26 protein-coding genes and 1 tRNA gene are annotated in these 25,389 nt (G+C 66.4%); 19 read left to right on the top strand and 8 right to left on the bottom strand.

Annotated elements, in window-relative coordinates; genetic code table 11:
• Positions 1–162: 162 nt before the first annotated feature.
• The 4 genes from ASC37_RS07715 (at position 163) to ASC37_RS07700 (ending at position 4,788) form a co-directional block, all read left to right on the top strand.
• Positions 163–1,449, top strand: coding sequence for an ISNCY family transposase (locus ASC37_RS07715; RefSeq protein ID WP_198289052.1), 1,287 nt, complete (start codon positions 163–165; stop codon positions 1,447–1,449).
• Between the two features lie 130 nt (positions 1,450–1,579).
• Complete coding sequence (locus ASC37_RS07710) at positions 1,580–2,254, top strand: phosphatidylserine decarboxylase (RefSeq protein WP_055423822.1); 675 nt, start codon at positions 1,580–1,582, stop codon at positions 2,252–2,254.
• On the top strand, positions 2,251–3,012 hold the full coding sequence (pssA, locus tag ASC37_RS07705) for a CDP-diacylglycerol--serine O-phosphatidyltransferase (protein ID WP_055423821.1): 762 nt from the start codon (positions 2,251–2,253) through the stop codon (positions 3,010–3,012). The genes ASC37_RS07710 and pssA overlap by 4 nt, the downstream gene beginning before the upstream one ends.
• Before the next feature lie 240 nt (positions 3,013–3,252).
• Positions 3,253–4,788: a 2-isopropylmalate synthase gene (locus ASC37_RS07700; protein WP_055423820.1), complete on the top strand. Its 1,536-nt coding sequence runs from the start codon at positions 3,253–3,255 to the stop codon at positions 4,786–4,788.
• 3 nt (positions 4,789–4,791) lie between these two features.
• On the opposite strand, the gene ASC37_RS07695 is transcribed toward ASC37_RS07700, so the two are convergent.
• Positions 4,792–5,115, bottom strand: coding sequence for a DUF2069 domain-containing protein (locus ASC37_RS07695; protein ID WP_198289051.1), 324 nt, complete (start codon positions 5,113–5,115; stop codon positions 4,792–4,794).
• 83 nt (positions 5,116–5,198) lie between these two features.
• On the opposite strand from ASC37_RS07695, the gene ASC37_RS07690 reads away from it, so the two are divergent.
• Positions 5,199–6,053, top strand: coding sequence for a YihY family inner membrane protein (locus ASC37_RS07690; RefSeq protein WP_055423818.1), 855 nt, complete (start codon positions 5,199–5,201; stop codon positions 6,051–6,053).
• Here the strand turns inward: ASC37_RS07690 and ASC37_RS07685 are convergent.
• Positions 6,020–7,360: a hypothetical protein gene (locus ASC37_RS07685; protein ID WP_055423817.1), complete on the bottom strand. Its 1,341-nt coding sequence runs from the start codon at positions 7,358–7,360 to the stop codon at positions 6,020–6,022. The two genes, ASC37_RS07690 and ASC37_RS07685, sit on opposite strands and share 34 nt — an antisense overlap.
• A gap of 76 nt (positions 7,361–7,436) precedes the next feature.
• On the opposite strand from ASC37_RS07685, the gene ASC37_RS07680 reads away from it, so the two are divergent.
• Positions 7,437–7,521, top strand: a tRNA-Leu gene (locus ASC37_RS07680).
• Between the two features lie 5 nt (positions 7,522–7,526).
• Here the strand turns inward: ASC37_RS07680 and ASC37_RS07675 are convergent.
• Entirely contained in the window at positions 7,527–7,958 is a 432-nt protein-coding gene (locus tag ASC37_RS07675; RefSeq protein WP_055423816.1) for a DUF192 domain-containing protein, read from the bottom strand.
• Between the two features lie 105 nt (positions 7,959–8,063).
• Between ASC37_RS07675 and trxC the strand changes: the two genes are divergently transcribed.
• Positions 8,064–8,498 (top strand): thioredoxin TrxC, encoded by a 435-nt coding sequence (gene trxC, locus ASC37_RS07670; protein ID WP_055423815.1) that lies wholly within the window; start codon positions 8,064–8,066, stop codon positions 8,496–8,498.
• Positions 8,499–8,522: 24 nt separating this feature from the next.
• On the opposite strand, the gene gloA is transcribed toward trxC, so the two are convergent.
• Genes gloA through ffh form a run of 4 tightly spaced genes read right to left on the bottom strand, consistent with a single transcriptional unit; the run spans position 8,523 to position 11,810 of the window.
• The gene (gene gloA / locus ASC37_RS07665) at positions 8,523–8,909 is read right to left on the bottom strand and encodes a lactoylglutathione lyase (RefSeq protein ID WP_055423814.1); all 387 of its coding nucleotides are present in this window, start codon (positions 8,907–8,909) and stop codon (positions 8,523–8,525) included.
• A gap of 28 nt (positions 8,910–8,937) precedes the next feature.
• Positions 8,938–9,696 carry a competence/damage-inducible protein A gene (locus ASC37_RS07660; protein ID WP_055423813.1) on the bottom strand — a complete coding sequence of 253 codons (759 nt, stop codon included), beginning with the start codon at positions 9,694–9,696 and terminating at the stop codon, positions 8,938–8,940.
• Positions 9,693–10,448, bottom strand: a complete 756-nt coding sequence (locus ASC37_RS07655) for an EI24 domain-containing protein (protein ID WP_055423812.1) — start codon at positions 10,446–10,448, stop codon at positions 9,693–9,695. Before ASC37_RS07655 ends, ASC37_RS07660 begins: the two co-directional genes overlap by 4 nt.
• A 6-nt stretch (positions 10,449–10,454) precedes the next feature.
• Positions 10,455–11,810, bottom strand: coding sequence for a signal recognition particle protein (ffh, locus tag ASC37_RS07650; RefSeq protein WP_055423811.1), 1,356 nt, complete (start codon positions 11,808–11,810; stop codon positions 10,455–10,457).
• Between the two features lie 39 nt (positions 11,811–11,849).
• Here ffh and ASC37_RS07645 point away from each other — a divergent pair, with 39 nt between their 5' ends.
• From ASC37_RS07645 to argB, 9 genes are read left to right on the top strand one after another with little or no spacing between them, the layout of a single operon-like run.
• Positions 11,850–12,671, top strand: coding sequence for a cytochrome C assembly family protein (locus tag ASC37_RS07645; RefSeq protein ID WP_072247951.1), 822 nt, complete (start codon positions 11,850–11,852; stop codon positions 12,669–12,671).
• A gap of 5 nt (positions 12,672–12,676) precedes the next feature.
• Positions 12,677–14,005, top strand: a complete 1,329-nt coding sequence (locus ASC37_RS07640; RefSeq protein WP_055423810.1) for an HlyC/CorC family transporter — start codon at positions 12,677–12,679, stop codon at positions 14,003–14,005.
• Positions 14,002–15,702: a type IV-A pilus assembly ATPase PilB gene (gene pilB, locus ASC37_RS07635; RefSeq protein ID WP_055423809.1), complete on the top strand. Its 1,701-nt coding sequence runs from the start codon at positions 14,002–14,004 to the stop codon at positions 15,700–15,702. The genes ASC37_RS07640 and pilB overlap by 4 nt, the downstream gene beginning before the upstream one ends.
• A gap of 21 nt (positions 15,703–15,723) precedes the next feature.
• On the top strand, positions 15,724–16,935 hold the full coding sequence (locus ASC37_RS07630; RefSeq protein ID WP_055423808.1) for a type II secretion system F family protein: 1,212 nt from the start codon (positions 15,724–15,726) through the stop codon (positions 16,933–16,935).
• Positions 16,932–17,795 (top strand): prepilin peptidase, encoded by an 864-nt coding sequence (locus tag ASC37_RS07625; protein WP_055423807.1) that lies wholly within the window; start codon positions 16,932–16,934, stop codon positions 17,793–17,795. The genes ASC37_RS07630 and ASC37_RS07625 overlap by 4 nt, the downstream gene beginning before the upstream one ends.
• A 55-nt stretch (positions 17,796–17,850) precedes the next feature.
• Positions 17,851–18,129 carry an FmdB family zinc ribbon protein gene (locus ASC37_RS07620; RefSeq protein WP_055423806.1) on the top strand — a complete coding sequence of 93 codons (279 nt, stop codon included), beginning with the start codon at positions 17,851–17,853 and terminating at the stop codon, positions 18,127–18,129.
• 30 nt (positions 18,130–18,159) lie between these two features.
• A complete protein-coding gene (locus tag ASC37_RS07615; protein WP_055423805.1) occupies positions 18,160–18,792 on the top strand; it encodes a DUF502 domain-containing protein in 633 nt (210 codons plus the stop codon).
• Between the two features lie 32 nt (positions 18,793–18,824).
• A complete protein-coding gene (gene aspS / locus ASC37_RS07610; protein WP_055423804.1) occupies positions 18,825–20,618 on the top strand; it encodes an aspartate--tRNA ligase in 1,794 nt (597 codons plus the stop codon).
• 25 nt (positions 20,619–20,643) lie between these two features.
• Positions 20,644–21,534, top strand: a complete 891-nt coding sequence (gene argB, locus ASC37_RS07605) for an acetylglutamate kinase (RefSeq protein ID WP_055423803.1) — start codon at positions 20,644–20,646, stop codon at positions 21,532–21,534.
• A gap of 18 nt (positions 21,535–21,552) precedes the next feature.
• Here the strand turns inward: argB and ASC37_RS07600 are convergent, their stop codons facing one another.
• Positions 21,553–21,807, bottom strand: coding sequence for an acyl carrier protein (locus ASC37_RS07600; RefSeq protein WP_055423802.1), 255 nt, complete (start codon positions 21,805–21,807; stop codon positions 21,553–21,555).
• 74 nt (positions 21,808–21,881) lie between these two features.
• Between ASC37_RS07600 and ASC37_RS07595 the strand changes: the two genes are divergently transcribed.
• From ASC37_RS07595 to ASC37_RS07585, 3 genes are read left to right on the top strand one after another with little or no spacing between them, the layout of a single operon-like run.
• The gene (locus tag ASC37_RS07595; RefSeq protein ID WP_055423801.1) at positions 21,882–23,477 is read left to right on the top strand and encodes an acyl-CoA ligase (AMP-forming), exosortase A system-associated; all 1,596 of its coding nucleotides are present in this window, start codon (positions 21,882–21,884) and stop codon (positions 23,475–23,477) included.
• A 17-nt stretch (positions 23,478–23,494) separates the two neighbouring features.
• Positions 23,495–24,703 (top strand): pyridoxal-dependent decarboxylase, exosortase A system-associated, encoded by a 1,209-nt coding sequence (locus tag ASC37_RS07590; protein WP_055423800.1) that lies wholly within the window; start codon positions 23,495–23,497, stop codon positions 24,701–24,703.
• On the top strand, positions 24,700–25,368 hold the full coding sequence (locus ASC37_RS07585; protein WP_055423799.1) for a histidine phosphatase family protein: 669 nt from the start codon (positions 24,700–24,702) through the stop codon (positions 25,366–25,368). Before ASC37_RS07590 ends, ASC37_RS07585 begins: the two co-directional genes overlap by 4 nt.
• The last annotated feature ends 21 nt before the right edge of the window (positions 25,369–25,389 follow it).

Genomic DNA, 25,389 nt, shown 5'->3' with positions numbered 1-25,389 from the left:
ATCCCACGCCGCTTCGTCCAGTGGCGAATTATCGCCCATCCCGCCCTGGATTGCACCTCCCGCCCCCCAAAGTGTAAGAGCAAAATAGTATAATGTCCGCTCTGGGCAAGATGAAAATGTCCGCATCGAGGCGATGCGGAGGTTTTGATGGAGCGGATCGAGATGAGTGACAAAGAGCTCAAGCGGCTGGAGGTGCTGCGCCAGGTGCTCGACGGGGTGGTGAGCCAGAAAGCGGCCGCCGAACGCCTGGGGCTGACGGATCGGCAGGTGCGGCGCCTGCTGCGGCGCTACGAAGCGCAAGGCGCGGCCGGTTTGGTGGATCGTCGGCGCGGCAAGCCCTCGGGGCGGAGGTTGGCGCCGTCGTTCAAGGAACGCGTCATGGCACGTCTGTCGCAGTGCTACGCCGATTTCGGTCCGACACTGGCGGCCGAGCATCTGGCCGCCGAAGGACTGAGCGTCTCGAAAGAGACCTTGCGGGGCTGGATGATCGAAGCCGGTCTGTGGCAGGCCGCCCGTGGGCGGCGCGTGACGCTGCACCCACCCCGCCCCAGGCGGGCTCGTCTGGGGGAGCTGGTGCAGATCGACGGCAGCCCCCACGACTGGCTCGAAGGCCGGGGCAAGCGCTGCACGCTCATTGCTTTCATCGACGATGCCACGAGCCGGGTGATGCATGCGCATTTTGCGCCGGTGGAAAGCACCCAAGCCTACCTGAGCGCCTTGCAGGACTATGTCACGCGCCATGGCCGGCCGGTGGCGCTCTACAGCGACCGGCACGGCATCTTCACCAAGCACGATCCGGAGGACGAAGCGCCGACGCAGTTTCAGCGCGCCCTGGACACCCTGGGGATTGCCGGAATACAGGCGCGCACGCCTCAGGCCAAGGGGCGCGTCGAGCGTCTCTTTCAGACCTTGCAGGATCGCCTGGTGAAGGCGATGCGCCTGACCGGCATCAGTGACCTGCTCAGCGCCAATGCGTTCCTGGAACCGTACCTCGTCGAGCACAATGCCCGCTTTGCGCAAAGCCCGGCAGAGCCCAACGATGCCCATCTTCCCTATGAGGGCAAGGCCGAGGAGCTGGCGCGCTGCTGTGCCACGCACCATCGCCGCAAGCTCTCCAAGGACCTGGTGCTGTCGTTCAGGCGGCAACGCTATATCGTGCGCACCCAGGGCGCACCGCGCTATGGGCTGCGCGGCGCCAACGTCACCGTCGTCGTTTATGGCGATGGGCGCATCGAACTGCTGCATGGCCAGGAGGTGCTTGCCTTCACGGTCTTCGATGCCACGCAGGACGTGCCGCAGCCCCTCGATGACAAGACGTTGAACGCCCGGGTCGACGAACTCGTCGAGAAACGCACCCCGAAAAAGCTATGGCGCCCCGGCCCGGATCATCCCTGGCGACAGTACCCCGAGCCGCCGCCCTCAGAAGGCGGCAAGGAGGCCGCCCCCTGACACGAAACCTCCGCCCCAACCGGACATCTTTATCTTGCCCAACGACCGGACATTTCTATTTTGCCTTGACACTCCCGCCCCCCAAAGCGACCGTTCCGGTAAAATAGGACGAAACCTTCAGAGAGCAACGATGACCTCCCACCCTTATCCCCACCCCCTCATCGCCCGCGAGGGCTGGCCCTTCATTGCCGGAGCGGTCCTACTCGCCCTCGCCGTCCAGGTCATGGCCGGCCTGTGCTGGGCCTGGCCCCTGTGGCTGCTCGCGCTCTTCGTGCTGCAGTTCTTCCGCGACCCGCCGCGCCCCATCCCCACCGAGCCGCTGGCGGTGCTCTCGCCGGCCGACGGGCGCATCGTGGCCATCGAGCCGGCGCACGACCCCTGGCGCGACTGCGACGCGCTCAAGATCAGCGTCTTCATGAACGTGTTCAACGTGCATTCCAACCGTAGTCCGGTCGACGGCACGGTGCTCGCGCGCTGGTACCACCCCGGCAAGTTCCTCAACGCGGCGCTCGACAAAGCGTCCAGTGAAAACGAGCGCAATGCGCTGCACCTGCGCAGCGACACCGGGCACGAGCTCAGCTGCGTGCAGGTGGCCGGGCTCGTGGCACGCCGCATCCTCTGTTACGTCGAACCGGGCGATCGGCTCACTCGCGGCCAGCGCTACGGCTTCATCCGCTTCGGCTCGCGCGTCGACCTCTACCTGCCGCCGGACAGCCGCCCGCGAGTCGTCTTCGGGGAAAAAGTCAAGGCGACGAGCACGATCCTCGCCGAATTTCCGGCGGCAGAACGCGAGGCCGCCCGATGAGCGAAGAACACGAATACACCACGCCGCCCAAGCGCCGCGGCATCTACCTTCTGCCCAACCTCTTCACCACGGCGGCGCTCTTTGCCGGTTTCTATGCCGTGGTGCAGGCGCTCGACGGGCAGTTCCAGACGGCGGCGGTAGCGATCTTCGCCGCCATCGTGCTCGACGGGCTCGACGGGCGCATCGCGCGCCTCACCCACACCCAGAGCGAGTTCGGCGCGCAATACGATTCGCTGGCCGACATGGTCTCTTTCGGCGTCGCCCCCGCCGTGCTGAGCTACACCTGGGCGCTGCAGCCGCTGGGCAAGATCGGCTGGATCGTCGCCTTCCTGTACTGCGCCGGCGCCGCGCTGCGCCTGGCGCGCTTCAACACCAACCTCGGCGTGATCGACAAGCGCTACTTTCAGGGCCTGCCCAGCCCGGCCGCCGCCGCCCTCGTAGCCGGCTTCGCCTGGGTGGCGCACGATCTGGGCTGGACCGGAGCCGAACTGCGCTGGCCCGCCGCTCTCCTCACGGCCTTTGCCGGCATCAGCATGGTCACCAACATCCTCTACTGGAGCGGCAAGAGCATCGACCTGCGCCGCTCCTTTCCCTTCGTTGCCGCCGCAAGCGTGGTGCTCGCTTTCGCCCTCGTGTCGATCTACCCCGGGCTGCTCTTCCTGCTCTTTCTTGGCTATGCGCTCTCTGGCTACGTGCTCGCTTTCTGGCGCTGGCGCCACAAACGGCGCCACAGCGCCGACGCCTCGCCCCAGCCATAGCTTTTTTCGATGGCAAAAACGCTTGCTTCGATGCGAATTTCCGTGTAGATTTTGCTCCATGAAGATGCCAAGCGACCTCCTTCGCTCCTTCCTTCTCACGGCCGGCCTGCTGCTGGGCCCGCTGCTGCGCCTCGCGCGCTAAATACACACTCCCCTCTCCCCTGCCGTTTGCCTTCTCTGCCCCGACCCGCCGGTCGCGGCAAAGGCCGGATTTCGTCCTTTTATCTCAGGAGCCACATGATGAAAGACCCATTGATCATTTTCGACACCACCTTGCGCGATGGCGAACAAAGCCCCGGTGCCTCCATGACCAAGGAAGAAAAGTTGCGCATCGCCCGCCAGCTCGAGCGCATGCGCGTCGACGTCATCGAAGCCGGTTTCGCTGCTGCCTCCCCCGGCGACTTCGAAGCGGTACGGGCTGTGGCCGAAGCGATCAAGGAATCCACCGTCTGCTCGCTTGCCCGCGCCAACGCGGCCGACATCGAGCGCGCCGCCGAGGCCATCCGCCCGGCCAAGCGCCAGCGCATCCACACCTTCATCGCCACCAGCCCCATCCACATGGAGAAAAAGCTGCGCATGACGCCCGACGAGGTCGTCGCGCAGGCGGTCGAGGCGGTCCGTTTGGCCCGACGATTCACCGACGACGTCGAATTCTCGGCCGAAGACGCCGGCCGCTCCGAACTCGACTTCCTGTGCCGCATCTTCGAGGCAGTGATCGAAGCCGGCGCCACCACCCTCAACGTCCCCGACACCGTCGGCTACACCCTGCCGCACGAATATGCCGAGAAAATCCGCCGCCTCATCGAGCGCGTGCCCAACTCCGACAAGGTGATCTGGTCGGTGCACTGCCACAACGACCTGGGGCTGGCGGTGGCGAACTCGCTCGCGGCGGTGCTCGCCGGAGCGCGTCAGGTGGAGTGCACCATCAACGGCCTGGGCGAGCGCGCCGGCAACGCCGCGCTCGAAGAGATCGTCATGGCAGTACGCACGCGCCAGGACGCCTTCCCCTGCGACACGCGCATCGACACCACGCAGATCGTGCCCACCTCCAAGCTCGTGTCCACCATCACCGGGTTTCCGGTGCAGCCGAACAAGGCCATCGTCGGGGCGAACGCCTTCGCGCACGAATCGGGCATCCACCAGGACGGCGTGCTCAAGCACCGTGAGACCTACGAGATCATGCGCGCCGAAGACGTGGGCTGGACGGCCAACAAGATCGTACTCGGCAAACACTCCGGCCGCCGCGCCTTCCGCGCCCGCCTGGAAGAACTGGGTATCGAGATCGGATCGGAAGAGCAGCTCAACCAGGCCTTCGCCCGCTTCAAGGAGCTCGCCGACAAGAAGCACGAGATCTTCGACGAAGACCTCTTCGCCCTCATGGCCGAAGAACCGGCGCCCAACGAAGCAGAGCGCATCCGGCTCGTCTCGGCCGTGATCCACTCCGAGACGGGCGAAGCGCCGCACGCCAAGCTCACGCTCGCGATCGACGGCAAGGAATACGTCATCGAATCCGACGGCTCCGGGCCGGTGGACGCCGCCTTCAAGGCGATCGAAGCCCTGGTGCACAGCGGCGCCGAGCTGGTCCTCTATTCGGTCAATGCCATCACGCAAGGGACCGACGCCCAGGGCGAAGTCACGGTGCGGCTGAGCAAGGGCGGACGTATCGTCAATGGCCTGGGAGCCGACACCGACATCATCGTCGCCTCCATCAAGGCCTACCTCAACGCCCTCAACAAGCTGAGCCACGACGCCGTGCGCATCAACCCGCAGCTGTGAGCCTTACGCTGCCCCGTCTTCTCCCTGCCGCCCCGCGCGGCGGGCGAAGACGAGCAGCGCCGCGAAGAGTGCCAAGGCAAGGAACGTCTCCCCTTTGGCGAAGAACCCCACCCCCTGCGAATCGCCCCAGCGCAGCACGCCCTCGGCGACGTAGAAAATCGTCACGAGCGAGGCCCACTGCGCCGTGTAGCGCCGGCCGCGCCACAATCCCGGCAAGGCGGCAGCGATCGGCAGCGCCTTGAGCGTGAGCCAGGAGCCACCGGGGCGCAGCGGCGCGAGCCACCCTTCCCACAGCACGCACCACAGCGCCAGCGCCAAGGCGAGCACAAAGGCCGCTCGCGCCCAGCATCGGGTTTTTCCCCTACAATGGCCGTCCATTCCGTCCTCTTTTTCAGTCCGCCGGAGCGGATGTGCCGATACCGTCCCTCTCCCTGCCCTCGCCCCGCCAAGTCGCACGGTTCGCCCGGCGCTTCGTCCTGGGGCTGCGCCGCGCCGACTGCCTGATGGTGGCGGCCGCGCTCACCTATACCACGCTGCTCGCGCTCGTGCCGCTACTCACCATCACGGTGCTCGTCTTTCGCAACTTCCCCGCTTTCGAGGAAATCGGTCTCGCGCTGCGCGACTTCCTCAGCGCCAACCTGCTGCCCGAAGCCGCCGCCAAACTGGTGACGTTCTACACCCGCGAATTCGTCGACAACGCCGCCCGGCTTTCGGTGATCGGCACGCTGATGCTCATCGTCACGGCGCTGCTGCTGCTCGCGACCATCGAATCGGCCTTCGACCGCATCTGGCGCCTGCGCCGCCCGCGTCCGATCGCAGCACGGCTGGTCACCTACTGGTTCGTCCTCACCGCCGGGCCCCTTCTCTTCGGCTCCGGAGTCTATCTCACGACCCGGCTCGCGCGCGAATCGCTGCGCATGGCTGGGCTCGGGGCGCTTGCCACGCCGCTCGTCTCTTTCGTGTTGATCTGGGCCTTCCTCTGGGCACTCTACCAGCTCGTGCCGCGCCACCCCGTGCGTTCCCGCCACGCCGGCACCGCCGCCTTTCTCGCCACCCTCGCCTTCCTGCTGGTACAGCGCGGATTCACCGCCTTCATCTCCCGTTTCGCCACCTATGATCTCGTCTATGGCGCCTTTGCCGCCATTCCCATCTTTCTCGTGTGGATTTACGTCCTGTGGGCCGTCATTCTCGCAGGCGCCGTCTTCGGCGCCACGCTCGCCCGGCTGCCGGCTCAATCTTCCGGAAACGGATCGACCTCGTACTGAAGCACCTCGACGCAGCGCGTCTGCGCCTCGAAGCGGATGAAACGCACCTGGCTCAGAAGCCACTGCCCCACCGCCGGCTCGCTCGCCATCGCCAGCCGCGAGCCGGCAATCGTCCCCGTGGGGCAGATCAAGGCCGGCTGCACCCGCAGCGGCGGCGTCTTGCGCACCGCCAGGGCCATCTGGGCAGGAAAGCCCGGAGGAGCGGGTTTCCCGTGGCTGAGCGCCACCACTTCCGGCTCGAACCCCACCGCCTGGATCCCCATCTGCAGCCCGTGGGGATGCTGCCTGAGCCAGCGCACCAGCGCCAGGATCCAACGCAGATCACCGCCGGCGCGGATCGCCACCACCTGGCCGGGGAAGAACAGGGCCTGCTCACGATCGGTCCAGCGCAGTTCATAGCCACTGATGCTCACGTCGGTCACGCGCACGGGCCGGATGTGGGTTGGCAAACCCATGCGCTGCCGCAGCACATCTTCCCAGCCGACCAGCAGTTCGGCCATCGCGTCGAACGGTTTGCGCGGCAGACGCTGCTGCCAGCCGTAGCGCCAGCGATCGAGCAACTCGCGCAGCAGCGCCACCCGGCCGTCGGCCGTCACTCCGCCTTCCACGCGGCGGCGCATCGTCCAGTCTATGCCGTCGAGCTGCCGGATCTCCTCTTCCGCCCGCTTGGCGAGCTCCTCGAGCGAGAAGGAGAGGCTCGGCTCGGGGCTATCCGCGCGCTTGAAAAACCATGCCTTCGGCTCGGGCGGCTCGTCGAGCTGCAGTGACATCACGAAGCCGTCCTCTTCTGCCTCACCGGGGCGATGCAAGACGATGACCGGATCGTTCGACTGCACCCAGCGCAAGGCCCACAGCAGCTCGCGCGCGTCCATGAAGCGGGGATCGGCCGCCGCGAGCGCGAGCAGCCAGGCGAGCTCGCCCCGGATGGCCGCATTTCCTTCATGCAGAAGGGAGAGGCAGAGCCCCGTCAAGGTACGCCAGAAACCGGCGGGCAAACCGACGCGGCTCACCAGCGCGAGCAGATAGGTGCGCAGCGCGAACGCGGCGAAGATGTTCGCCACCCGCGGGTTGCGGCGCGCCTCCTCCACCCCGTTTTCCAGGCGGTCCATGGCCGTGGAGAGCACGCGCTGCAGCGCCACCACGAGGTCGGAAGGCAGGGGAAAGGCCAAATCCCCTGCCTGCTGCAGCGTCTCGTCGATGGAAGCGAGCAAGGGGCGCGCTTCTTCGGCCATCCAGGCGGGATCATCCCGGATCACGACGCGCGCCATCTGCGCCCGCAATTCCTCGACCTGCTGTTCGTCGATCATGAAAAAACCACACTATGCAGTATGGAACCGATTCTACACCGGCCGAGATTTTCCGCTACAATCGTCGGGCTCGCGGGCCAGGGTGGTGAAATCGGTAAACACAGCGGACTTAAAATCCGCCGCCGCGAGGCTTGGGGGTTCGACTCCCCTCCCTGGCACCAACGAATCATTTCAGCGCCTCGAGCCCTTCGATGCGCGTACCGGGACCGATGCCGCGCTCGCGGAACCACCCGCCAGGCATCTCCAGCGCGTAGCGCGCCGGCGCTGCAGCGCAGTGCGAATCCAAGGTGCGCGGTGCCATCTCCTCCACGTTGAGGATGCGCCCTGCTTCGTCGAGAAAGGCCACCGACAACGCGATGGGGGTATTTTTCATCCACATGCACTGACGCCCCGCCGCAGGGAAGACGAACACCATCCCCTCGTTCGCCCCCAGGTGCTGGCGAAACATCAGGCCGCGTTCGCGCGAGGGCTCGTCGGCCGCCACCTCGGCCACGATCCGGTACATGCCGATCGTCAGCTCCGCGCGCGGCTGCGCCCAAACCGTCAGCGGTAGCGCCATCCCAGCCAGAACGGCCAAAACGCAGGACTTCAGCGACATCGTTCCGTTCCTCCGGGCACTCCGGGTAGATGCGGCGCACGCCCTCTTGACCATCGCTCTCTTTGCCCCCATAGTTTCATCGGATTTCCTTGTGGAGCACTCCCCATGAACGACACCGTGCACGTCGTCTGCCCGCACTGCTTCGCCGTCAATCGCGTCCCCACCGACCGTCTGCACCAAGGGCCCAACTGCGGCAAATGCCACCAACCGCTCTTTCCCGGCCACCCCGTCGAGCTCGACGAAGCGCGCTTCGACGCCTATCTGACGAAGAACGACCTTCCCGTGCTGGTCGATTTCTGGGCCCCCTGGTGCGGTCCCTGCCGCATGATGGCTCCGGCCTTTGCCCATGCCGCCAGCCAGCTCGCCCCGCGCGTGCTGCTCGCCAAGCTCAACACCGACGAGGCCCAGGAAACGGCTGCGCGTTATGGCATCCGCAGTATTCCGACGATGATCCTCTTTCACCAGGGACGGGAAGTCGCGCGGCACTCCGGCGCCGTGGGCACGGCCGAGATCGTGCGCTGGACACAAAGCCATCTCTGACGATCCCGGCCTTGGGATGCCGGCTCAAGGCCGTTCGATGAGCTCGATCTTGTAGCCGTCCGGATCCTCGACGAAGGCGATCACGGTGGTGCCATGCTTCATCGGCCCGGCGTCGCGCACCACCTTCCCGCCGCGGGCGCGGATCTCGTCGCAGGCCGCCTTGGCGTCGGGCACGGCAATGGCGATGTGCCCGAACGCGTTGCCCATTTCATAATGATCGACTCCCCAGTTGTAGGTGAGCTCGATCACCGCCCCCTCGCTCTCGTCCTGATAGCCGACGAAGGCCAGGGTGAATTTCCCCTCGGGGTACTCTTCGCGGCGCAGCAGCCGCATGCCGAGCACCTTGGTATAGAACTCGATCGAACGGTCGAGATTGCCGACGCGGATCATGGTATGCAGGATACGGGGCATGGCGTCTCTCCTTCTTCTGGTTAGGGAATCAACTCCGAGGGCGCTCCCACGACAAACCTCGGGCTTCGAGCGCGGCGACGATGTCGCGCATCGCCGCCTCGACCACCGCTCTGGGACCCTTGAAACCGAGCTCGAGCCGGCGCCGCCCTCCCGTTTCTTCGGGCACCGACGGCAGCGAAAAGAGCGTGCCTTCAGGATAGCGCACGGTGAGCGCCTGCATCAGATCGACCAGATCCCCCTCATGCGCGTCCCACACGTAGACGGAATCCTCGACGTAGTCCTCGCGATGAAAGAGGTGCGCGTATTGGGTGTCGAGCACCCATTCGACCATCGGCCAGGCCATCACCGGAAAACCCGGCACGAAGTGGTGATCGGCAACGGAAAAACCCGGGATCTGGTTGTAGGGGTTGGGGATGATGCGCGCGCCGCGGGGAAAGCGCCCCATCTCCAGACGCTGCGGCGTGGTGCGCTCGCCAAAGCGCGCGCGGATCAGCGCCTCGGCCTCGGGATGCAGCTCGAGCGGCACGCCCAGGGCGTGCGCCACACACTGCCGCGTATGATCGTCCGGCGTGGCACCGATGCCGCCGAAACTGAAGACGATGTCTTCGCTCGCAAGGCTGCGGCGAAACGCCTCGGTGAGCCGCTGCGGCTCGTCGCCGAGATAGTGCACCCAGGAAAGGCGCAGCCCCCGCGCGTGCAGCAGCTCGCGCAGCTTGGCGAAGTGTTTGTCCTCGCGACGGCCCGAGAGAATCTCGTCGCCGATGATGTAGGCCCCGAATGCGCTCATCTTTTCCCCTTGGGCAAGTCCATCTCCACGATCCAGGCACCGCGCTCGAGCCGCAGCCGCCGCAGCGCCTCCAGCCCGGCATGCACGAAGAGCAGCCCCGTGAGCGCCGGCGCGAAGAGATTGAGTAGCGGCACATAGGCAAGTGCCGCACCGATCGCCCCGAGCCAGAAGAAGGTTCCCCCTTCGCGCGCCTCCAGCGCCCGCAGCTCTTCGGCGTCGGCGTGCTCCATCAGGCAATCATAGCTAAAGGTGCGCTTGTTGAGCCAGGCCGTCAAGAGCCAAGGCAGGACCAGCGCCGCACCGGGAATCCACCAGAAAATCATGCTCACGAGAAACCCGACCAGGAAGAGGCCCGAGGCGCTGAGAGTGTTCCACAGACTACGGGCAAAATTCCCGCCATGGCGCAATTCCAGATCGGCGTATTCCTCGCGACCGACCAAGGCGACGACGCGCGGCATCACCCAGATGCCCACGATTACGAGCAGGGTGACGTACATGAGCGGCAGCACGCCCAGCACCAGCAGCACCTTGAGGGCGAAGAATCCGGCCATCGCCAGCATTCCCGCCTGCGCCCCGTCCGGCGAGGCGTCGAACCAGCCCGCCAGCCACGCCGTGAGCGGCTCCCAGGCAAGCGCAAGCGCCGCGATCCAGACCAAGCCCGCCGCGAGCAGCGGCCAGAACATCTCCCACAGGATCTTGCCCCGCCCCAGGGTGGCGAGCGAGCGCAAAAGCGCGATGCGGATGAGATCCATCGTTCCTCAGTGCAGCCGCGGCATCACGCCGCGCAGTCCGCGCATCACCTTGCCCATTCCGCCCTTGGAGAACTGTTTCATCACGCGCTGTGTCTGGTCGAACTGCTTGAGCAGGCGATTGACCTCCTGCACCGTCACACCTGCGCCGGCGGCGATGCGCCGCTTGCGGCTCGCCTTGATGATGTCGGGGTTGGCCCGCTCCTGCGGCGTCATGGCGTCGATGATGCCCTGGATGCGGCGGATCGCCTTCTCTTCCATGCCGCCCTGCAGCTGCCCGGCCGCCTGGGCGAATTGCGCCGGCAGCTTGTCGAGCAAAGCCCCGATGCCGCCCATCTTGCGCATCTGCACGATCTGCTCGCGGAAATCATTGAGATCGAACCCCTTGCCGGTGCGCAGCTTCTGCGCGAGCTCCTTGGCTTTCTGTTCGTCGACGCTGCGCCGCGCCTCTTCCACCAGGCCGAGGATGTCGCCCATGCCGAGGATGCGGCTCGCCATGCGATCGGGATAGAAGGGTTCGAGGCCCGAGAGCTTCTCACCCACGCCGGCAAACTTGATCGGCTTGCCGGTGACGGCGCGCACCGACAGCGCCGCCCCGCCGCGCGCATCGCCGTCGAGCTTGGTGAGCACCACACCGGTGAGTGGCAGCGCCTCGTTGAAGGCGCGCGCGGTATTGACTGCGTCCTGCCCCAGCATGGCGTCGACCACGAAGAGCGTCTCGGTCGGATTCAAGGCCGCGTGCAGCGCCTTGATCTCCTCCATCATCGCCTGGTCGATCGCCAGGCGCCCAGCGGTATCCACCAGCAGCACGTCGTGGAAATGCCGCTCGGCCCAATCCTTGGCCGCGCGCGCGATCGCCTCGGGCTGCTGCTCGGGCAAGGAGGGGAAGAAATCGACCCCGGCCTGCTCGGCCACCGTGCGCAGCTGCTCGATCGCCGCCGGCCGGTAGACGTCGGTGGAGACCACCAGCACTTTCTTCTTTTTCTCTTCCTTGAGCCATTTGGCGAGCTTGCCCACGGTGGTGGTCTTCCCCGCCCCCTGCAGCCCCGCCATGAGGACGACCACCGGCGGGCGCGCCTCGAGCTTGAGCCCCTCGCCCTGGCCGCCCATGAGCGCCACGAGCTCGTCGTGCACCACGCCGATGAGCGCCTGACCCGGCGTGAGCGAACCGATCACCTCCTGCCCGACGGCCTTTTCCTTCACGCGGGCGATGAAGTCCTTGACCACCGGCAGGGCCACGTCGGCTTCCAGCAGCGCCATGCGCACCTCGCGCAGGGCCTCCTGGATGTTCTCCTCCGTGAGCCGCGCCTGGCCGCGCAGCGTCTTGACGACTTTGGACAGTCTTTGCGTCAGGTTGTCGAGCATGGGCACAAAACCTCGGCATTCTTCGAGTAAACTAGGATCATGGATTCGATTCTACCCCATCTGCTGGCCTTCCTCTTGTACGGCCTCGGGGCGATCGCCGTAGGGCGGCGCTGCCGCCGCCAACCGGAAGAAGGAGGCCGCTGCCCGCGCCCACTCGACCGGGCGCTGCTCACCGCCGCCATCCTCGCGCACGGCTGGGGCGCGGCCGCCCTGCTGCTGTCGGACCAAGGACTGCGGCTCGGGTTCGCGCCGGCACTCTCGCTCACGGTGTGGCTCGCCGCCCTCTTCTTCTGGATCGAATCTTTCTACGCCCCCATCGGCTGGCTCTACACCGTGCTCACGCCGATTGCCGCCCTGGTGTGCCTGCTCGTGCCCTGGCTGCCCCTTCCCGGTGCCACGATCGCCGCCGACAACCCATGGTTGCGCCTGCACCTGGTCGTGGCGCTGCTCTCCTATGCGCTGTTCACGCTCGCCGCGCTGCACGCGGTGCTGATGTCGGTGCTCGAACGTGCCCTGCACCGGCGCGAACCCGCGGCCTGGCTCGGGCGGATGCCGCCGCTGCTCGTGATGGAGACGCTGCTCTTTCGCGTGATCGGCGTAGCCTTCGCCCTGCTCACGGTCACGGTGCTCACCGGCGTCGTTTTTTCCGAAGCGCTCTTCGGCCAGCCGCTGCGCCCCGACCATAAAACCATCTTCACCCTGCTCGCCTGGGCGATCTTCGGCGTGCTACTCTTGGGGCGACACGCCTGGGGTTGGCGCGGGCGCGTGGCCCTGCGCTGGACCTGGGCCGGTTTCGTCACCTTGGCGCTCGCCTACCTCGGCACCCATTTCGTTCTGGAATACCTCCTGCACCGTCGATGACGCCGATGGACGACTCCATGCTCGCCGACCTGCTGTGGCAATGGATCGGATTGGCCGTGCTGCTCCTTACCTCCGGCTTTGCTTCCATGAGCGAGACGGTGATGATGGCAGCCAACCGCTACCGCCTGAAAGCCCGCGCGGACAACGGCGAGCGCGGCGCGCAGCTCGCCGCGGCGCTCACCGCCCACCCCGAGCGGATGCTGAGCGTGATCCTGCTCGTCAACAATGCCGTCAACGTCGGTGCGGCCACGCTCGCTTCCGTCATCACCATCGAGCTCTTCGGCCAGAACGAGACGATGCTCGCCGTGGGCAGCTTCGTGCTCACCTTCCTCATCCTCGTCTTCTCCGAGATCACCCCCAAGGTGATCGGCGCGCGCTACGCCGACCTGCTCGCCCCCTACATCGCCTATCCGCTCACCGCCATCTTGCGCCTCGTGGGCCCGGTGGTGGATTTCGTCAATCTCTTCGTCAAGGGACTACTGTGGCTGCTGCGCCTGCCGCGACGGGCCACGCCGCAGGCGCCGAGCCTCGAGGAACTGCGCAGCCTCGTGCTCGAGTCGCGCGTGCTGCGCTCGGAGAAACACCGCGACGTCCTGCTCAAGCTCTTCGATCTCGAGCGCATCACGGTGGCCGACGTGATGATCCCGCGACAGGCGATCGAATTTCTCGATCTCACCGACGACGAGGAGACGCTGCGCGCGCAACTGGCCACCGCCTACCACACGCGCCTACCGGTGATCGAAGGCAATCCCGACGAGGTGCTCGGCATTTTGCACGTGCGCCAGCTGCTCGCCGAGACGCTCACCTCAGGATTCTCCCGTGAGGCCATCCGCCGCAGCCTCTCGCCGCCCTACTTCGTGCCGGAAGAGACCAACGCCATGACGCAGCTGCAGTTCTTCCAGGAACATCACCAGCGGCTGGCTCTGGTGGTCGATGAATACGGCGAGTTGCAGGGTCTGGTAACGCTCGACGACATCATCGAGGAGATGGTCGGCAAATTCACCACCAGCCGCCCCGGCAGCGATACGGTGCTGCAATGGCAGGAAGACGGTACGGTGATCGTCGATGGCGCCACGCCGGTGCGCGAGCTCAACCGGGCGCTCGGGCTGGATCTGCCCACCGACGGCCCCCGCACCCTCAACGGCCTGATCCTCGAATATCTCCAGGAGATCCCCGAATCGGAAGTGTCGCTGCGTATTGGCGACGTCCGCATGGACGTTTTACAATGTCATGATCGGCGTATCCGCTCGGTACGCCTCTATGCGCCAACGGCCGGGGAAGCGGATACATCCGAAAGCAGCTCCGGCGAACGCTCAAGCGAGGAAGGACGATGATCGAGACGACGGGTTTGGTGCGGGCGTTGATCCAGAAGGGCTGGATCGACGAGAAGACCGTCGAGCAGGCCCATGCCAAGGAAGAGGCCGGCCCCAATGGTCTGCTGCTCACCCTCATCAAGTCGGGCCTGCTCGATGAGCGCAAGGTCGCCCAGTTCGCCGCAGAGACGTTTGGGCTGCCCGTACTCGACATTGCTGCCGTCGACCCCGGCGCCCTGCCGAAGAAGCTGATCGATCCGCAGATCGCCAACCGCTATCAGGTCGTCGCCCTGTCACAGCGCAAGGGCAAAACGGTGATCGCCGTGGCCGACCCCACGCTCGTGCGCGTCTACGACGAGATCCGATTCCAGACCGGCCAGACGATCGAACTCGTCGTCGCCCCTGCCCTCGCGCTCGCCCGTTTCTGCGACAAGCTCTACGAATCACTCAACAACGCCCTCTCCACCCTCGTCCAAGACGGCGACGGACTCCTGGAAGCCGTTTCCTTGAGCGAAGTCACGCCCCAGGCAGACGAAGGCGAGGTCGATGTCGAAGATGCCCCCGTCGTGCGTTTCATCCAGAAGATCCTCATCGACGCGATCAACGAAGGCGCCTCCGACATCCATTTCGAGCCCTACGAGAAGTTCTACCGCATCCGCGTACGCCAAGACGGCGTGTTGCGCGAGATCGCCCGCCCGCCGCTCGCGCTCAAGGAAAAAATCGCGGCGCGCCTCAAGATCATCTCCAAACTCGACATCTCGGAGAAGCGCGTTCCCCAGGACGGGCGCACCAAACTGGTGCTGAGCAAGAACAAGGCGATCGATTTCCGCGTCTCGACCCTGCCCACCCTGTGGGGCGAGAAGATCGTGCTGCGCATCCTCGATTCGAGCCAGGCGATGCTCGGCATCGACGCTCTCGGCTACGAGCCCGATCAGAAGGCGGCGCTGCTGGAAGCGATCGAGCGTCCCTACGGCATGATCCTCGTCACTGGCCCCACCGGCTCGGGCAAGACCGTCTCGCTCTACACCTGCCTCAACCTGCTCAACAAGCCCGAAGTCAACATCTCCACCGCCGAAGACCCGGTGGAGATCAACCTGCCCGGCATCAACCAGGTCAACATCAACGACAAAGTGGGGCTGACCTTTGCCGCGGCGCTGCGCGCCTTCCTGCGCCAGGACCCGGACATCATCATGGTGGGCGAGATCCGCGACCTGGAGACCGCCGACATCGGTGTGAAGGCCGCCCAGACCGGCCACCTGCTCCTTTCCACCCTGCACACCAACGACGCCCCGAGCACGGTCGAGCGGCTGCGCAACATCGGCATCGCCCCTTTCAACATCGCCTCCTCGGTGATCCTCATCACGGCGCAAAGGCTGGTGCGGCGCCTGTGCACTTGCAAGAAACCGATCGACGTCCCGGTGGAAGCACTCGTTTCAGCCGGTTTCAGCGAAGAGGAGCTCGACGGGAGCTGGCAGCCCTACGGCCCGGTCGGCTGCGAGAAATGCCGCGGTTCCGGCTACAAGGGACGCACGGGCATCTACGAGGTGATGCCCATCAGCGAGGAAATCCAGCGCCTCATCATGGCCAATGCCTCGGCCATGGAGATCGAAGCCCAAGCCCGGCGCCAAGGAGTGCGCAGCCTGCGTCAGGCGGGGCTGCTCAAAGTCAAGCACGGCATCACCTCGCTCACCGAAGTGCTTGCCGCCACCAACGATTGACCCTGTTGCGAGAGGTTTCCCATGGCAACTACGACCGCCAAACCCAAAGAGCTGCTGTTCAGCTGGGAGGGTAAAGATGCCCAGAACAAACCGGCCCGCGGGGAGATTCGCGCCCCGAGCGAAGCCTCGGCCCGCACGGCGCTGCGCCGCCAAGGAGTGGTCGTCACCAAGATCACGAAAATCAAGCAACGGCGCGGTCGCGTCGGCGAGAAGGATCTGGTCCTCTTCACCCGGCAGCTCTCCACCATGATGAAGGCGGGCGTGCCGCTGCTGCAATCCTTCGACATCGCCATCAAGGGCTCGACCAACCCGGCCTTGACGCGGCTATTGAATCTCATCCGCGAAGACATCGCCGCCGGTTCGAGCCTCGCGGCCGCCTTCGCCAAGTACCCCATGTATTTCGACCGCCTCTTCGTCTCGCTGGTGGCCGCCGGCGAACAGGCCGGCATCCTCGACGATCTGCTCGAGCGCCTGGCCTCCTATCAGGAAAAGATCCTGGCGATCAAAGGCAAGATCAAATCGGCCCTCTTCTATCCCACGGCCGTCGTGGTGGTGGCGATGCTCGTCATCGCCGTGATGATGATTTTCGTCATTCCGCAGTTCAAGGACATCTTCACCAGTTTCGGTGCCGATCTTCCCGCCCCGACACAGATCGTCATCGACCTATCGGAGTTCTTCGTCGCCAACTGGTATTACATGCTGGTGGCGGTGATCCTGCTCGTGGTCGGTTTCGGGATGCTGCACCGACGATCTCCCGCCTTCCGTGCCCTGCTCGACCGCATGATCCTGCGCATCCCCGTGATCGGGGACATCATCCGCAAGGCCACCATCGCACGCTGGACGCGGACGCTGGCCACCATGTTCGCCGCGGGCGTGCCGCTCAACGAAGCGCTCGTGTCGGTGGGCGATGCCGCCGGCAACATCGTCTATCGCGAGGCCACCGAAAAGATCACCCAGGCGGTCACCTCCGGCATCTCGCTCACCGTGGCCATGACCGACAGCGGGGTCTTCCCGGCGATGGTCACGCAGATGGTCTCCATCGGCGAGGAATCGGGCCAGCTCGACGCCATGCTCAGCAAGGTGGCCGAATATTACGAGCGGGAGGTCGACGAGGCGGTCGCTTCGCTCTCCCAGCTGCTCGAACCGATCATCATGGTCTTTCTCGGCGTCGTCATCGGCGGCATCGTCGTGGCCATGTATCTGCCCATCTTCAAGATGGCCCAGACCATATGAGCGCCGTGGCCGGGCTGCCGCTCGGCGTGCAGCTCCTCGCGGCGCTGCTCGTCGGTGCGATGGTGGGCAGTTTCCTCAACGTGGTGATCCACCGCCTGCCGCGCATGCTGGAGCGCGACTGGCAGGCGCAGGCGCGCGAGCTCCTGGGCCTGCCAGTCGAGGCGCAGCCGCGTTACGACCTCGCACGACCGGCTTCGCACTGCCCGCACTGCGGGCACGCCATCTCCGCCTGGGAGAACGTTCCGCTCGTGAGCTGGATCGTGCTGCGCGGGCGCTGCCGCCACTGCCGCGCCCCCATCGGCTGGCGCTATCCGCTGGTGGAGCTCCTCGGGGCGCTCGCGGCGGCGGCCGCCGTCTGGTGTTTCGGCCCAACCTGGCAGGCGCTCGCTGCCGCCGGTTTTCTCTGGTGCGCGATCGCACTCGCCTTCATCGATCTCGACACGCGGCTGCTGCCCGATGCGCTCACGCTGCCCTTGCTGTGGGCGGGGCTGCTGGTCAATCTGCACGGCACATTCGTTCCCTTGCCCGATGCCGTACTGGGGGCGGTGGCCGGTTATCTGGTCCTGTGGAGCATCTATTGGCTCTTCAAACTCCTCACCGGCAAGGAAGGCATGGGCTACGGCGACTTCAAGCTGCTCGCCGCCATCGGCGCCTGGCTCGGCTGGACGGCGCTTCCCCTCGTGCTGCTGCTCTCCTCGCTTGCCGGCGCCGCGATCGGGGTCTCGCTCAAGGCGCTGGGGCGTCTGAAGGAAGGAGAGCCTCTGCCTTTCGGCCCTTTTCTCGCCGCCGGCGGTGCCGTGGCGCTCCTGTGGGGGCACGAGATCTTGCACTGGTGGCTCGGCGCCCCCATTTTGCGGTAGACTTCCTCGTTTGTCTGCATCGGTTCCACGTCGTTCCAACCAAGGAGACTCGGCGATGCCCATCTATGAATACCGCTGCGCCGATTGCGGCGCCCAACACGAGCACCTGCAGAAACTCAGCGATGCGCCAATCACCCGCTGCCCCGATTGCGGCAGCACTCACTACGCCAAACTCGTCTCCGCCGCCGGCTTCCAGCTGAAAGGCAGCGGCTGGTACGCCACCGACTTCAAGGGGGGCGGCTCATCGAGCACATCCTCCTCCAGCGAAGGTGGCGAAAAAACCGCCGCCACGGCCGGTGGGGGCTGCTGCGGCGGCGCCTGCGGCTGCCACTGAGCCTGACGGGCGAAAGGAACGAGGACGACGATGCGCCGCTACTTCGTGACGGGTCTGCTCGTCTGGCTGCCCATCGTCGTCACCTTCGCCGTCCTCGCCTGGATCGTCGGCACGCTCGATGCCCTCATCGACTGGCTGCCCGAGCGTTGGCGGCCCGAGACGCTGCTGGGCTACCGCATCCCGGGGCTCGGCGTCGTGGCCGCGGTAAGTCTGGTCTTCGCCACTGGCATCGTCGCTGCCAACGTGCTCGGGCAGCGCCTCATCGAGCTATGGGAGGCGCTCATCCGGCGCATCCCCATCGTCAAGAGCCTCTATTCGAGCGTCAAGCAAGTTTCGGAAACGCTCTTCTCCGAAGGTGGCCAGGCCTTTCGCACCGCCGTGCTCGTCGAATATCCCCGCCGCGGGGCCTGGACGGTGGCCTTCGTCACCGGAGAGCCTCCGGCAGCGGTGGTCGGCGGCACCGGCGTCGCCGAACCCATGATCGCCGTCTATGTACCGACCACCCCCAACCCCACTTCTGGTTTCCTTCTCTTGGTGCCCGAGAGCGAGATCATCCCGCTCGAGCTCGGCATCGACGAAGCGCTCAAGTACGTGATCTCTCTGGGCACCATCACGCCGACGGCGATGCCGCCCTCGATTCATTCCCCCGACGCGGGGACATGACCATTTCACCCTTCGAACGAAACGGATCGTCCATGCGCACCCACTACTGCGGACAAATCAATACCGAACACCTCGATCAGACCGTCACTCTCTGCGGCTGGGTCCATCGCCGACGCGATCACGGCGGCGTCATCTTCCTCGACCTGCGCGACCGCGAAGGGCTGGTGCAGATCGTCTGCGATCCCGACTCCCCCGAGACGTTCCGCACCGCCGAATCCCTGCGCAACGAATACGTCGTGCGTGTCACCGGCACGGTGCGCCGCCGTCCCGCCGGCACCGAGAACCCGAATCTGCCCACCGGCGAGATCGAGGTGCTGTGCCGCGAGCTGGAAGTGCTCAACGCCGCCGCGCCCCTGCCTTTTCAGCTCGACGAGACCAACCTTTCGGAGACGGTGCGCCTGACGCACCGCGTCATCGACCTGCGTCGCCCGGCGATGCAGGCAAACCTCCTGCTGCGCTACCGCACCGCGCGCGCCTTCCGTCGTTTCCTCGACGCGCACGGTTTCGTCGACATCGAAACGCCCATGCTCACGCGCAGCACCCCCGAGGGGGCGCGTGACTACCTCGTGCCTTCGCGCGTGCATCCGGGCCACTTCTACGCCCTGCCGCAATCGCCCCAGCTCTTCAAACAGATGCTCATGGTCTCGGGGTTCGACCGCTACTACCAGATCACCAAGTGCTTCCGCGACGAAGACCTGCGCGCCGACCGTCAGCCCGAATTCACCCAGGTCGATATCGAGACTTCCTTCATGACGGAAGCGCAGATCACGGCACTCGCCGAAGCCATGATCCGCGAGGTCTTCGCCGAGGCGCTTGGCGTGCGGCTGCCCGATCCTTTCCCGCGCCTGAGCTATGCCGAGGCGATGGCGCGTTTCGGTTCGGACAAACCCGACCTGCGCGTGAAGCTGGAGCTCACCGACGTCACCGACGCCGTGCGCGACGTCGCTTTCAAGGTCTTCTCCGGCCCGGCCAATTCCGGCGGTCTGGTGATGGCGCTGCGCATCCCCGGCGGGGCGCAGCTCACCCGAGGCGAGATCGACGAGTACACCAAATTCGTCGGCATCTACGGTGCCAAGGGGCTTGCCTACATCAAGGTAAACGACGCGAGTCGCCCCGACGAAACCGGCTTGCAATCCCCCATCGTCAAGAACCTGCACGAACAGGCCCTGCGCGCCATCCTCGAGCGCACCGGCGCGCAAAGCGGCGATCTCATCTTTTTCGGCGCCGACAAGCCCAAAGTGGTCTACGATGCGCTGGGGGCGCTGCGCACCAAGATCGGGCACGAGAAAGGCTTCCTCACGGGGGCCGACTGGGCGCCGGTGTGGATCACCGATTTTCCCATGTTCGAATACGACGAGGAAGAAAAGCGCTGGACGGCGCTACACCACCCCTTCACCTCACCCAAGGACGAAGACCTCGAGCGACTGGAATCCGACCCGGGCAGCGTGCGCGCCAAGGCCTACGACCTGGCGCTCAACGGCTGGGAGATCGGCGGCGGTTCGGTGCGCATCCACCGCGAGGAGGTGCAGCGACGCGTCTTTGCCGTGCTCGGCATCGGCGAGGAGGAGGCGCGCGCCAAGTTCGGCTTCCTGCTCGACGCGCTCAAGTACGGCGCTCCGCCCCACGGCGGCCTCGCCTTCGGGCTCGATCGGATCGTGGCGATGATGGCGCGCGCCGAATCGATCCGCGACGTGATCGCCTTCCCGAAAACGCAGCGCGCCCAGTGCCTGCTCACCCATGCCCCCAGCCCGGTCGATGAGAAACAGCTGCGCGAGCTGCACATCCGCCTGCGCATCGAACCGGAAAAACCGGCCAAGAACGCCTGATTCCGCCAAACCCAAGGACGACGCGATGACCCGAGAACCGCTCACCGCCGCGCAGAAAGCCGACGTGCTCGCCGAGGCGCTGCCCTACATCCGCCAGTTCTTCGACAAGACGCTCGTCATCAAGTACGGTGGCAACGCCATGACCGACGAGCGCCTCAAAGACAGCTTCGCGCGCGACGTGGTGCTCTTGAAGCTCGTCGGCATGAACCCGGTGGTGGTGCACGGCGGCGGGCCGCAGATCGAGCGCCTGCTCGAACGCATCGGCAAGAAAGGGGAATTCATCCAGGGGATGCGAGTCACCGACGCCGAGACCATGGACGTGGTCGAGATGGTGCTCGGCGGCCAGGTGAACAAGGAGATCGTCAACCTCATCAACCGGCACGGCGGCAAGGCGGTCGGTCTCACCGGCAAGGACGCCGGCGGCTTCATCCGCGCCCGCCGCATGCGCCTGCGCCAGCGCGACGACGGCGAAGCGCTCATCGACATCGGCCAGGTGGGCGAGGTGAGCCATATCGACCCTTCGATCATCCAGTTCCTCGATCGCGGCGACTTCATCCCCGTGATCGCCCCGATCGGCGTCGATGAGGAAGGGCAGACCTACAACATCAACGCCGACCTGGTGGCGGGCAAACTCGCCGAGGTGCTGCGCGCCGAAAAACTCATCCTCATGACCAATACCCCCGGCGTGCTCGACAAGAACGGCAAGCTCCTCACAGGGCTCACGCCACGCGAAATCGACGAATTGGTGGCCGACGGCACGCTCTCGGGCGGGATGCTGCCCAAGATCGCCTCCGCGCTGGAAGCGGCCAGGAACGGCGTGCGCTCGGTGCACATCATCGACGGGCGCGTCGAGCACGCGCTGCTCGTCGAGATCCTCACCGACCATGGGGTCGGCACGATGATCCGGGCCGAGTAGGTGGAGGATGGCGGCGGCTCAGCCGCCGAGCTTCTCCGCCACGAAGTCGGCGAGCGTGCCGAGCGTGGCGAAGGTGGTGCCGTCGATCTCCTCGTCGCCTATGATGAACCCGAAACGCTCTTCGAGCAGATGGATCACGGCGAGCACGCCCATGGAATCGAGCTCGGGAATGGCTCCCAAAAGAGCGCTGTCGCGGCCGAGTTCGACCAGACGCTGCGGTGGCAATTCGAGCGCCTCGCCCAAGATTTCGAGGATCCTCGTTTCGATGTCCAACCTCGTTCCCCTTCATTCCAGCAACGCCGCCCACGGGCGGCGAAACGATCATTATAAAGGGAGGTCGCTCCGCCATGCATCCACCGTTCCTGCTGTGGCATCTGCCGCGCTACCACGCTGAACGGCGCCCTGATGCCCGGGCGCTCACCTCTGGCAGCGAGCACCTCACCTACGCCCGGCTCGCGCGGGAGATCGAACGCTGCGCCGCGGCGCTGCAGGCGCTGGGCATCCGCCGCGGCGATCGCGTCGCGGTCTGGCTCGACAAACGGCCCGAGACGGTCATCGCCTGTTTCGGCGCAGCCGCCGCCGGCGCCATCTTCGTGCCGATCAACCCCCTCCTCAAGGCCGAGCAGGTGCACTACCTGCTGCGCGACAGCGGCGCGCGCTGCCTCGTCTCCGCCCCCACGCGCCTGCGCACCCTGCTGCCCTGGCCCGAAGGCGTGGCGCCGGGGGTGCTCGCCGTGGATGAACCGGGCCAGGGCGTACCGCCCGAGGCCCATTCCTGGCGCGAATGCCTGGCGCAGGCCGGTGCCTTCGCCGCGCCGCCCGCCACCGAGAACGACGTCGCCGCCATCCTCTACACTTCCGGCAGCACGGGGCGCCCCAAGGGCGTGGTGCTGTCGCACCGCAACCTCGTCGCCGGAGCCCAATCGGTGGCGAGCTATCTGGAAAATTCCCCCGAAGACGTGCTGCTCGCGGCGCTGCCGCTCTCGTTCGACGCGGGCTTTTCCCAGCTCACCACGGCCTTCTGCGCCGGAGCGCGGGTGGTGCTGCTCAACTACCTGCTGCCCGTCGACGTGCTGCGCACCATGGAGCGCGAGCGCGTCACCGGGCTCACCGCCGTGCCGCCGCTGTGGGTGGCGCTCGCCGAGCTCGACTGGCCGGCTCCTGTCGCCGCCCACCTGCGCTATTTCGCCAATACCGGCGGAAAACTGCCGCGACGCGTGCTCGAGCGCCTGCGCGCCCTCGCGCCCCAAGCCAAACCCTATCTGATGTACGGCCTCACCGAGGCCTTCCGCGCCACCTACCTGCCGCCGGAAGAAATCGACCGCCGACCCGACTCGATCGGCCGCGCCATTCCCAACGCCGAAGTGTTCGTACTGCGCGAGGACGGCACCCCCTGCGCCCCGCGCGAAGTCGGCGAGATCGTGCAGAGCGGTCCCCTGGTGGCGCAGGGCTACTGGAACGACCCCGAGCGCACCGCCGAACGGTTCCGGCCGCTACCCCCTGCCGTCGATCCGCGTCCGTCGCCAGTGCCGGCGCGCGAGTGGGCGGTCTACTCCGGCGACTACGGCTGGCTCGACGAAGAAGGGTATCTCTATTTCGCAGGGCGGCGCGACGAGATGATCAAGACCTCCGGCTATCGCGTCAGCCCCACCGAGATCGAAGAAGCGCTCATCGCCTCCGGGCTCGTGCGCGAGTGCTGCGCCTGCGGGCTGGAAGACGAGCGGCTCGGCCAGATCATCGCCGTGGCGCTGCAGCCGGCGGTCGAACCCTTCGACCTGGAAGCCCTGCGCCGCCATTGCCGCCAGCACCTGCCGCCCTACCAGATGCCGCAGGTCTTCCTCCTGTCCGATCAGCCCCTGCCGCGCAACCCCAACGGCAAGCTCGACCGGCCGGCGATCCGCGAACGGCTCGCCCGCTACGCCAAGACCCAGACGCAAGTATGATCCCGGAACACGCACCGATGCGCGAATTTCCCGTCGATGCGCGCGGTGAGCTCACCGTGGGCGGACTGCCGCTCACCCGGCTCGCCGAGCGCGTCGGCCGCACGCCTTTCTACGCCTACGACCGAAGCCGGGTGTGCGCGCGCGTAGCCCGCGTGCGCGCGGCGATCGGACCCGAAGTGCGCCTGCACTACGCCATCAAGGCCAACCCCTTCCCGCCGCTCGTGGCGCTGCTCGCGCGCGAGACCGACGGTTTCGACGTGGCCTCCGGCGGCGAGATGGCGCTTGCCCTCGACTGCGGCATCGCCCCCGAGCGCATCGCCTTTGCCGGTCCCGGAAAGCGCGACGAAGAGCTGCGCCAGGCGCTGGCCGCGGAGATCACGATCACGCTCGAATCCGAGCGCGAACTGCCGCGCGTGCTCGCCCACGCCGAGTCGCTCGGCATCGCACCGCACCTCGCGCTGCGCCTCAACCCCGATTTCGAGCTCAAGCGCGCCGGCATGAAGATGGGCGGCGGGGCCAAACCCTTCGGCATCGACCTCGAGCGCGCTCCCGCCCTGCTCGAATCCCTCCAGGCTGCCGGCCTCGCCCTCGAGGGGCTGCACCTCTACGCCGGCTCGCAGATCCTCGATGCCGAAACGCTCGTGGCCGTGCAGCGCGCTTCCTTCGATCGCCTCGTGCGCCTTGCCGAACGGCTCCCTGCGCCGCCGCGCTGGCTCAACCTCGGCGGCGGGTTCGGCATCCCCTATTTTCCCGGCGAGCAGCCGCTCGCGCTCGAACCGGTGGGCGAGAACCTGCGCGCGCTCGCCGCCGAGCTGCACCGTCTCCTGCCCGCAACCGAGCTCGTCATCGAACTGGGGCGCTACCTCGTAGGCGAGGCAGGCCTCTACGTCTGCCGCGTGCTCGACAAGAAACGCTCGCGCGACACCACCTTCCTCGTGGTCGACGGCGGCCTGCACCAGCATCTGGCCGCGAGCGGCAACTTCGGCCAGGTGATCCGCAAGAACTACCCCGTGGCGATCGGCAACAAGATGCACCTGCCGGCGAGCGAACGGGTCACCGTGGTCGGGCCGCTGTGCACCCCACTCGACATCCTCGCCCAAGAGGTGCTGCTGCCGCCGGCCGAACCGGGCGATCTCTTCGTGGTCTATCAATCCGGCGCCTACGGCGCGAGCGCGAGCCCGCGCGCCTTCCTCTCCCATCCCGACGTGACCGAAACCCTCGTATGAAACGAACACTTCCCTTTCCGTTGCCCGATGGCGACGACGCGCTCTTTTGCTTGGTGCGCCATGGCGAAACCGACTGGAACCGCGACAAGCGCATCCAGGGGCATCTCGACGTGCCGCTCAACGACACCGGCCGCCGCCAGGCGCTGGCGGTGCGCCGTGCCCTTGCCGGAATCCCTTTTGCCGCGCACTATGCGAGCGACCTCGCGCGCACGCTCGAGACCGCCCGCCTCATCCTCGGCGAAGACGCGCCCCTTCAGCCGCATCCGGGCCTGCGCGAGCGGCACTGCGGCCACTTCCAGGGCCTTCTGCCCGAAGAAGCCGAACGGCTCGATCCCCAAGGCTACGCCCGCTACGCGAGCCGTGATCCCCACTACCGACCGCCCGGCGGTGAAGCGCTTCTCGAAACCTTCACCCGCATCGGCCGCACGCTCGACGAACTCGCCCGCGCCCATCGCGGTGAAGCCGTGCTCCTCGTCACCCACGGCGGCGTGCTCGACGCCGTGCGCCGCCACGTCGAGGGGCTGCCGCTCGAGCGCAAGCGCGACTTCCCCATCCCCAACTGCGGCCTGTCGTGGGTGCGCTGGGGGCAGCAGCGCGCCATCCTCGCCTGGGCCGAGACCTCGCACCTCGAAGCGCCGGCGCGCGACGAGATCGCCGCGATGTGACCCCGCGCCCCGTGCTAGAAT

Source organism: Tepidiphilus thermophilus (assembly GCF_001418245.1).
Lineage (GTDB): Bacteria > Pseudomonadota > Gammaproteobacteria > Burkholderiales > Rhodocyclaceae > Tepidiphilus > Tepidiphilus succinatimandens.
Note: the sequence above shows the minus strand (reverse complement) of the source record. Positions and strands in the feature narration are given on the sequence as shown.

Excerpts from the sequence above, each read along its gene's own strand:
- ASC37_RS07715 (WP_198289052.1), top strand. The coding sequence starts at position 163 with ATGAGTGACAAAGAGCTCAAGCGGCTGGAGGTGCTGCGCCAGGTGCTC.
- ASC37_RS07710 (WP_055423822.1), top strand. The coding sequence starts at position 1,580 with ATGACCTCCCACCCTTATCCCCACCCCCTCATCGCCCGCGAGGGCTGG.
- pssA (WP_055423821.1), top strand. The coding sequence starts at position 2,251 with ATGAGCGAAGAACACGAATACACCACGCCGCCCAAGCGCCGCGGCATC.
- ASC37_RS07700 (WP_055423820.1), top strand. The coding sequence starts at position 3,253 with ATGAAAGACCCATTGATCATTTTCGACACCACCTTGCGCGATGGCGAA.
- ASC37_RS07685 (WP_055423817.1), bottom strand. The coding sequence starts at position 7,360 with ATGATCGACGAACAGCAGGTCGAGGAATTGCGGGCGCAGATGGCGCGC.
- ASC37_RS07675 (WP_055423816.1), bottom strand. The coding sequence starts at position 7,958 with ATGTCGCTGAAGTCCTGCGTTTTGGCCGTTCTGGCTGGGATGGCGCTA.
- trxC (WP_055423815.1), top strand. The coding sequence starts at position 8,064 with ATGAACGACACCGTGCACGTCGTCTGCCCGCACTGCTTCGCCGTCAAT.
- gloA (WP_055423814.1), bottom strand. The coding sequence starts at position 8,909 with ATGCCCCGTATCCTGCATACCATGATCCGCGTCGGCAATCTCGACCGT.
- ASC37_RS07660 (WP_055423813.1), bottom strand. The coding sequence starts at position 9,696 with ATGAGCGCATTCGGGGCCTACATCATCGGCGACGAGATTCTCTCGGGC.
- ASC37_RS07655 (WP_055423812.1), bottom strand. The coding sequence starts at position 10,448 with ATGGATCTCATCCGCATCGCGCTTTTGCGCTCGCTCGCCACCCTGGGG.
- ffh (WP_055423811.1), bottom strand. The coding sequence starts at position 11,810 with ATGCTCGACAACCTGACGCAAAGACTGTCCAAAGTCGTCAAGACGCTG.
- ASC37_RS07645 (WP_072247951.1), top strand. The coding sequence starts at position 11,850 with ATGGATTCGATTCTACCCCATCTGCTGGCCTTCCTCTTGTACGGCCTC.
- ASC37_RS07640 (WP_055423810.1), top strand. The coding sequence starts at position 12,677 with ATGGACGACTCCATGCTCGCCGACCTGCTGTGGCAATGGATCGGATTG.
- pilB (WP_055423809.1), top strand. The coding sequence starts at position 14,002 with ATGATCGAGACGACGGGTTTGGTGCGGGCGTTGATCCAGAAGGGCTGG.
- ASC37_RS07630 (WP_055423808.1), top strand. The coding sequence starts at position 15,724 with ATGGCAACTACGACCGCCAAACCCAAAGAGCTGCTGTTCAGCTGGGAG.
- ASC37_RS07625 (WP_055423807.1), top strand. The coding sequence starts at position 16,932 with ATGAGCGCCGTGGCCGGGCTGCCGCTCGGCGTGCAGCTCCTCGCGGCG.
- ASC37_RS07620 (WP_055423806.1), top strand. The coding sequence starts at position 17,851 with ATGCCCATCTATGAATACCGCTGCGCCGATTGCGGCGCCCAACACGAG.
- ASC37_RS07615 (WP_055423805.1), top strand. The coding sequence starts at position 18,160 with ATGCGCCGCTACTTCGTGACGGGTCTGCTCGTCTGGCTGCCCATCGTC.
- aspS (WP_055423804.1), top strand. The coding sequence starts at position 18,825 with ATGCGCACCCACTACTGCGGACAAATCAATACCGAACACCTCGATCAG.
- argB (WP_055423803.1), top strand. The coding sequence starts at position 20,644 with ATGACCCGAGAACCGCTCACCGCCGCGCAGAAAGCCGACGTGCTCGCC.
- ASC37_RS07595 (WP_055423801.1), top strand. The coding sequence starts at position 21,882 with ATGCATCCACCGTTCCTGCTGTGGCATCTGCCGCGCTACCACGCTGAA.
- ASC37_RS07590 (WP_055423800.1), top strand. The coding sequence starts at position 23,495 with ATGCGCGAATTTCCCGTCGATGCGCGCGGTGAGCTCACCGTGGGCGGA.
- ASC37_RS07585 (WP_055423799.1), top strand. The coding sequence starts at position 24,700 with ATGAAACGAACACTTCCCTTTCCGTTGCCCGATGGCGACGACGCGCTC.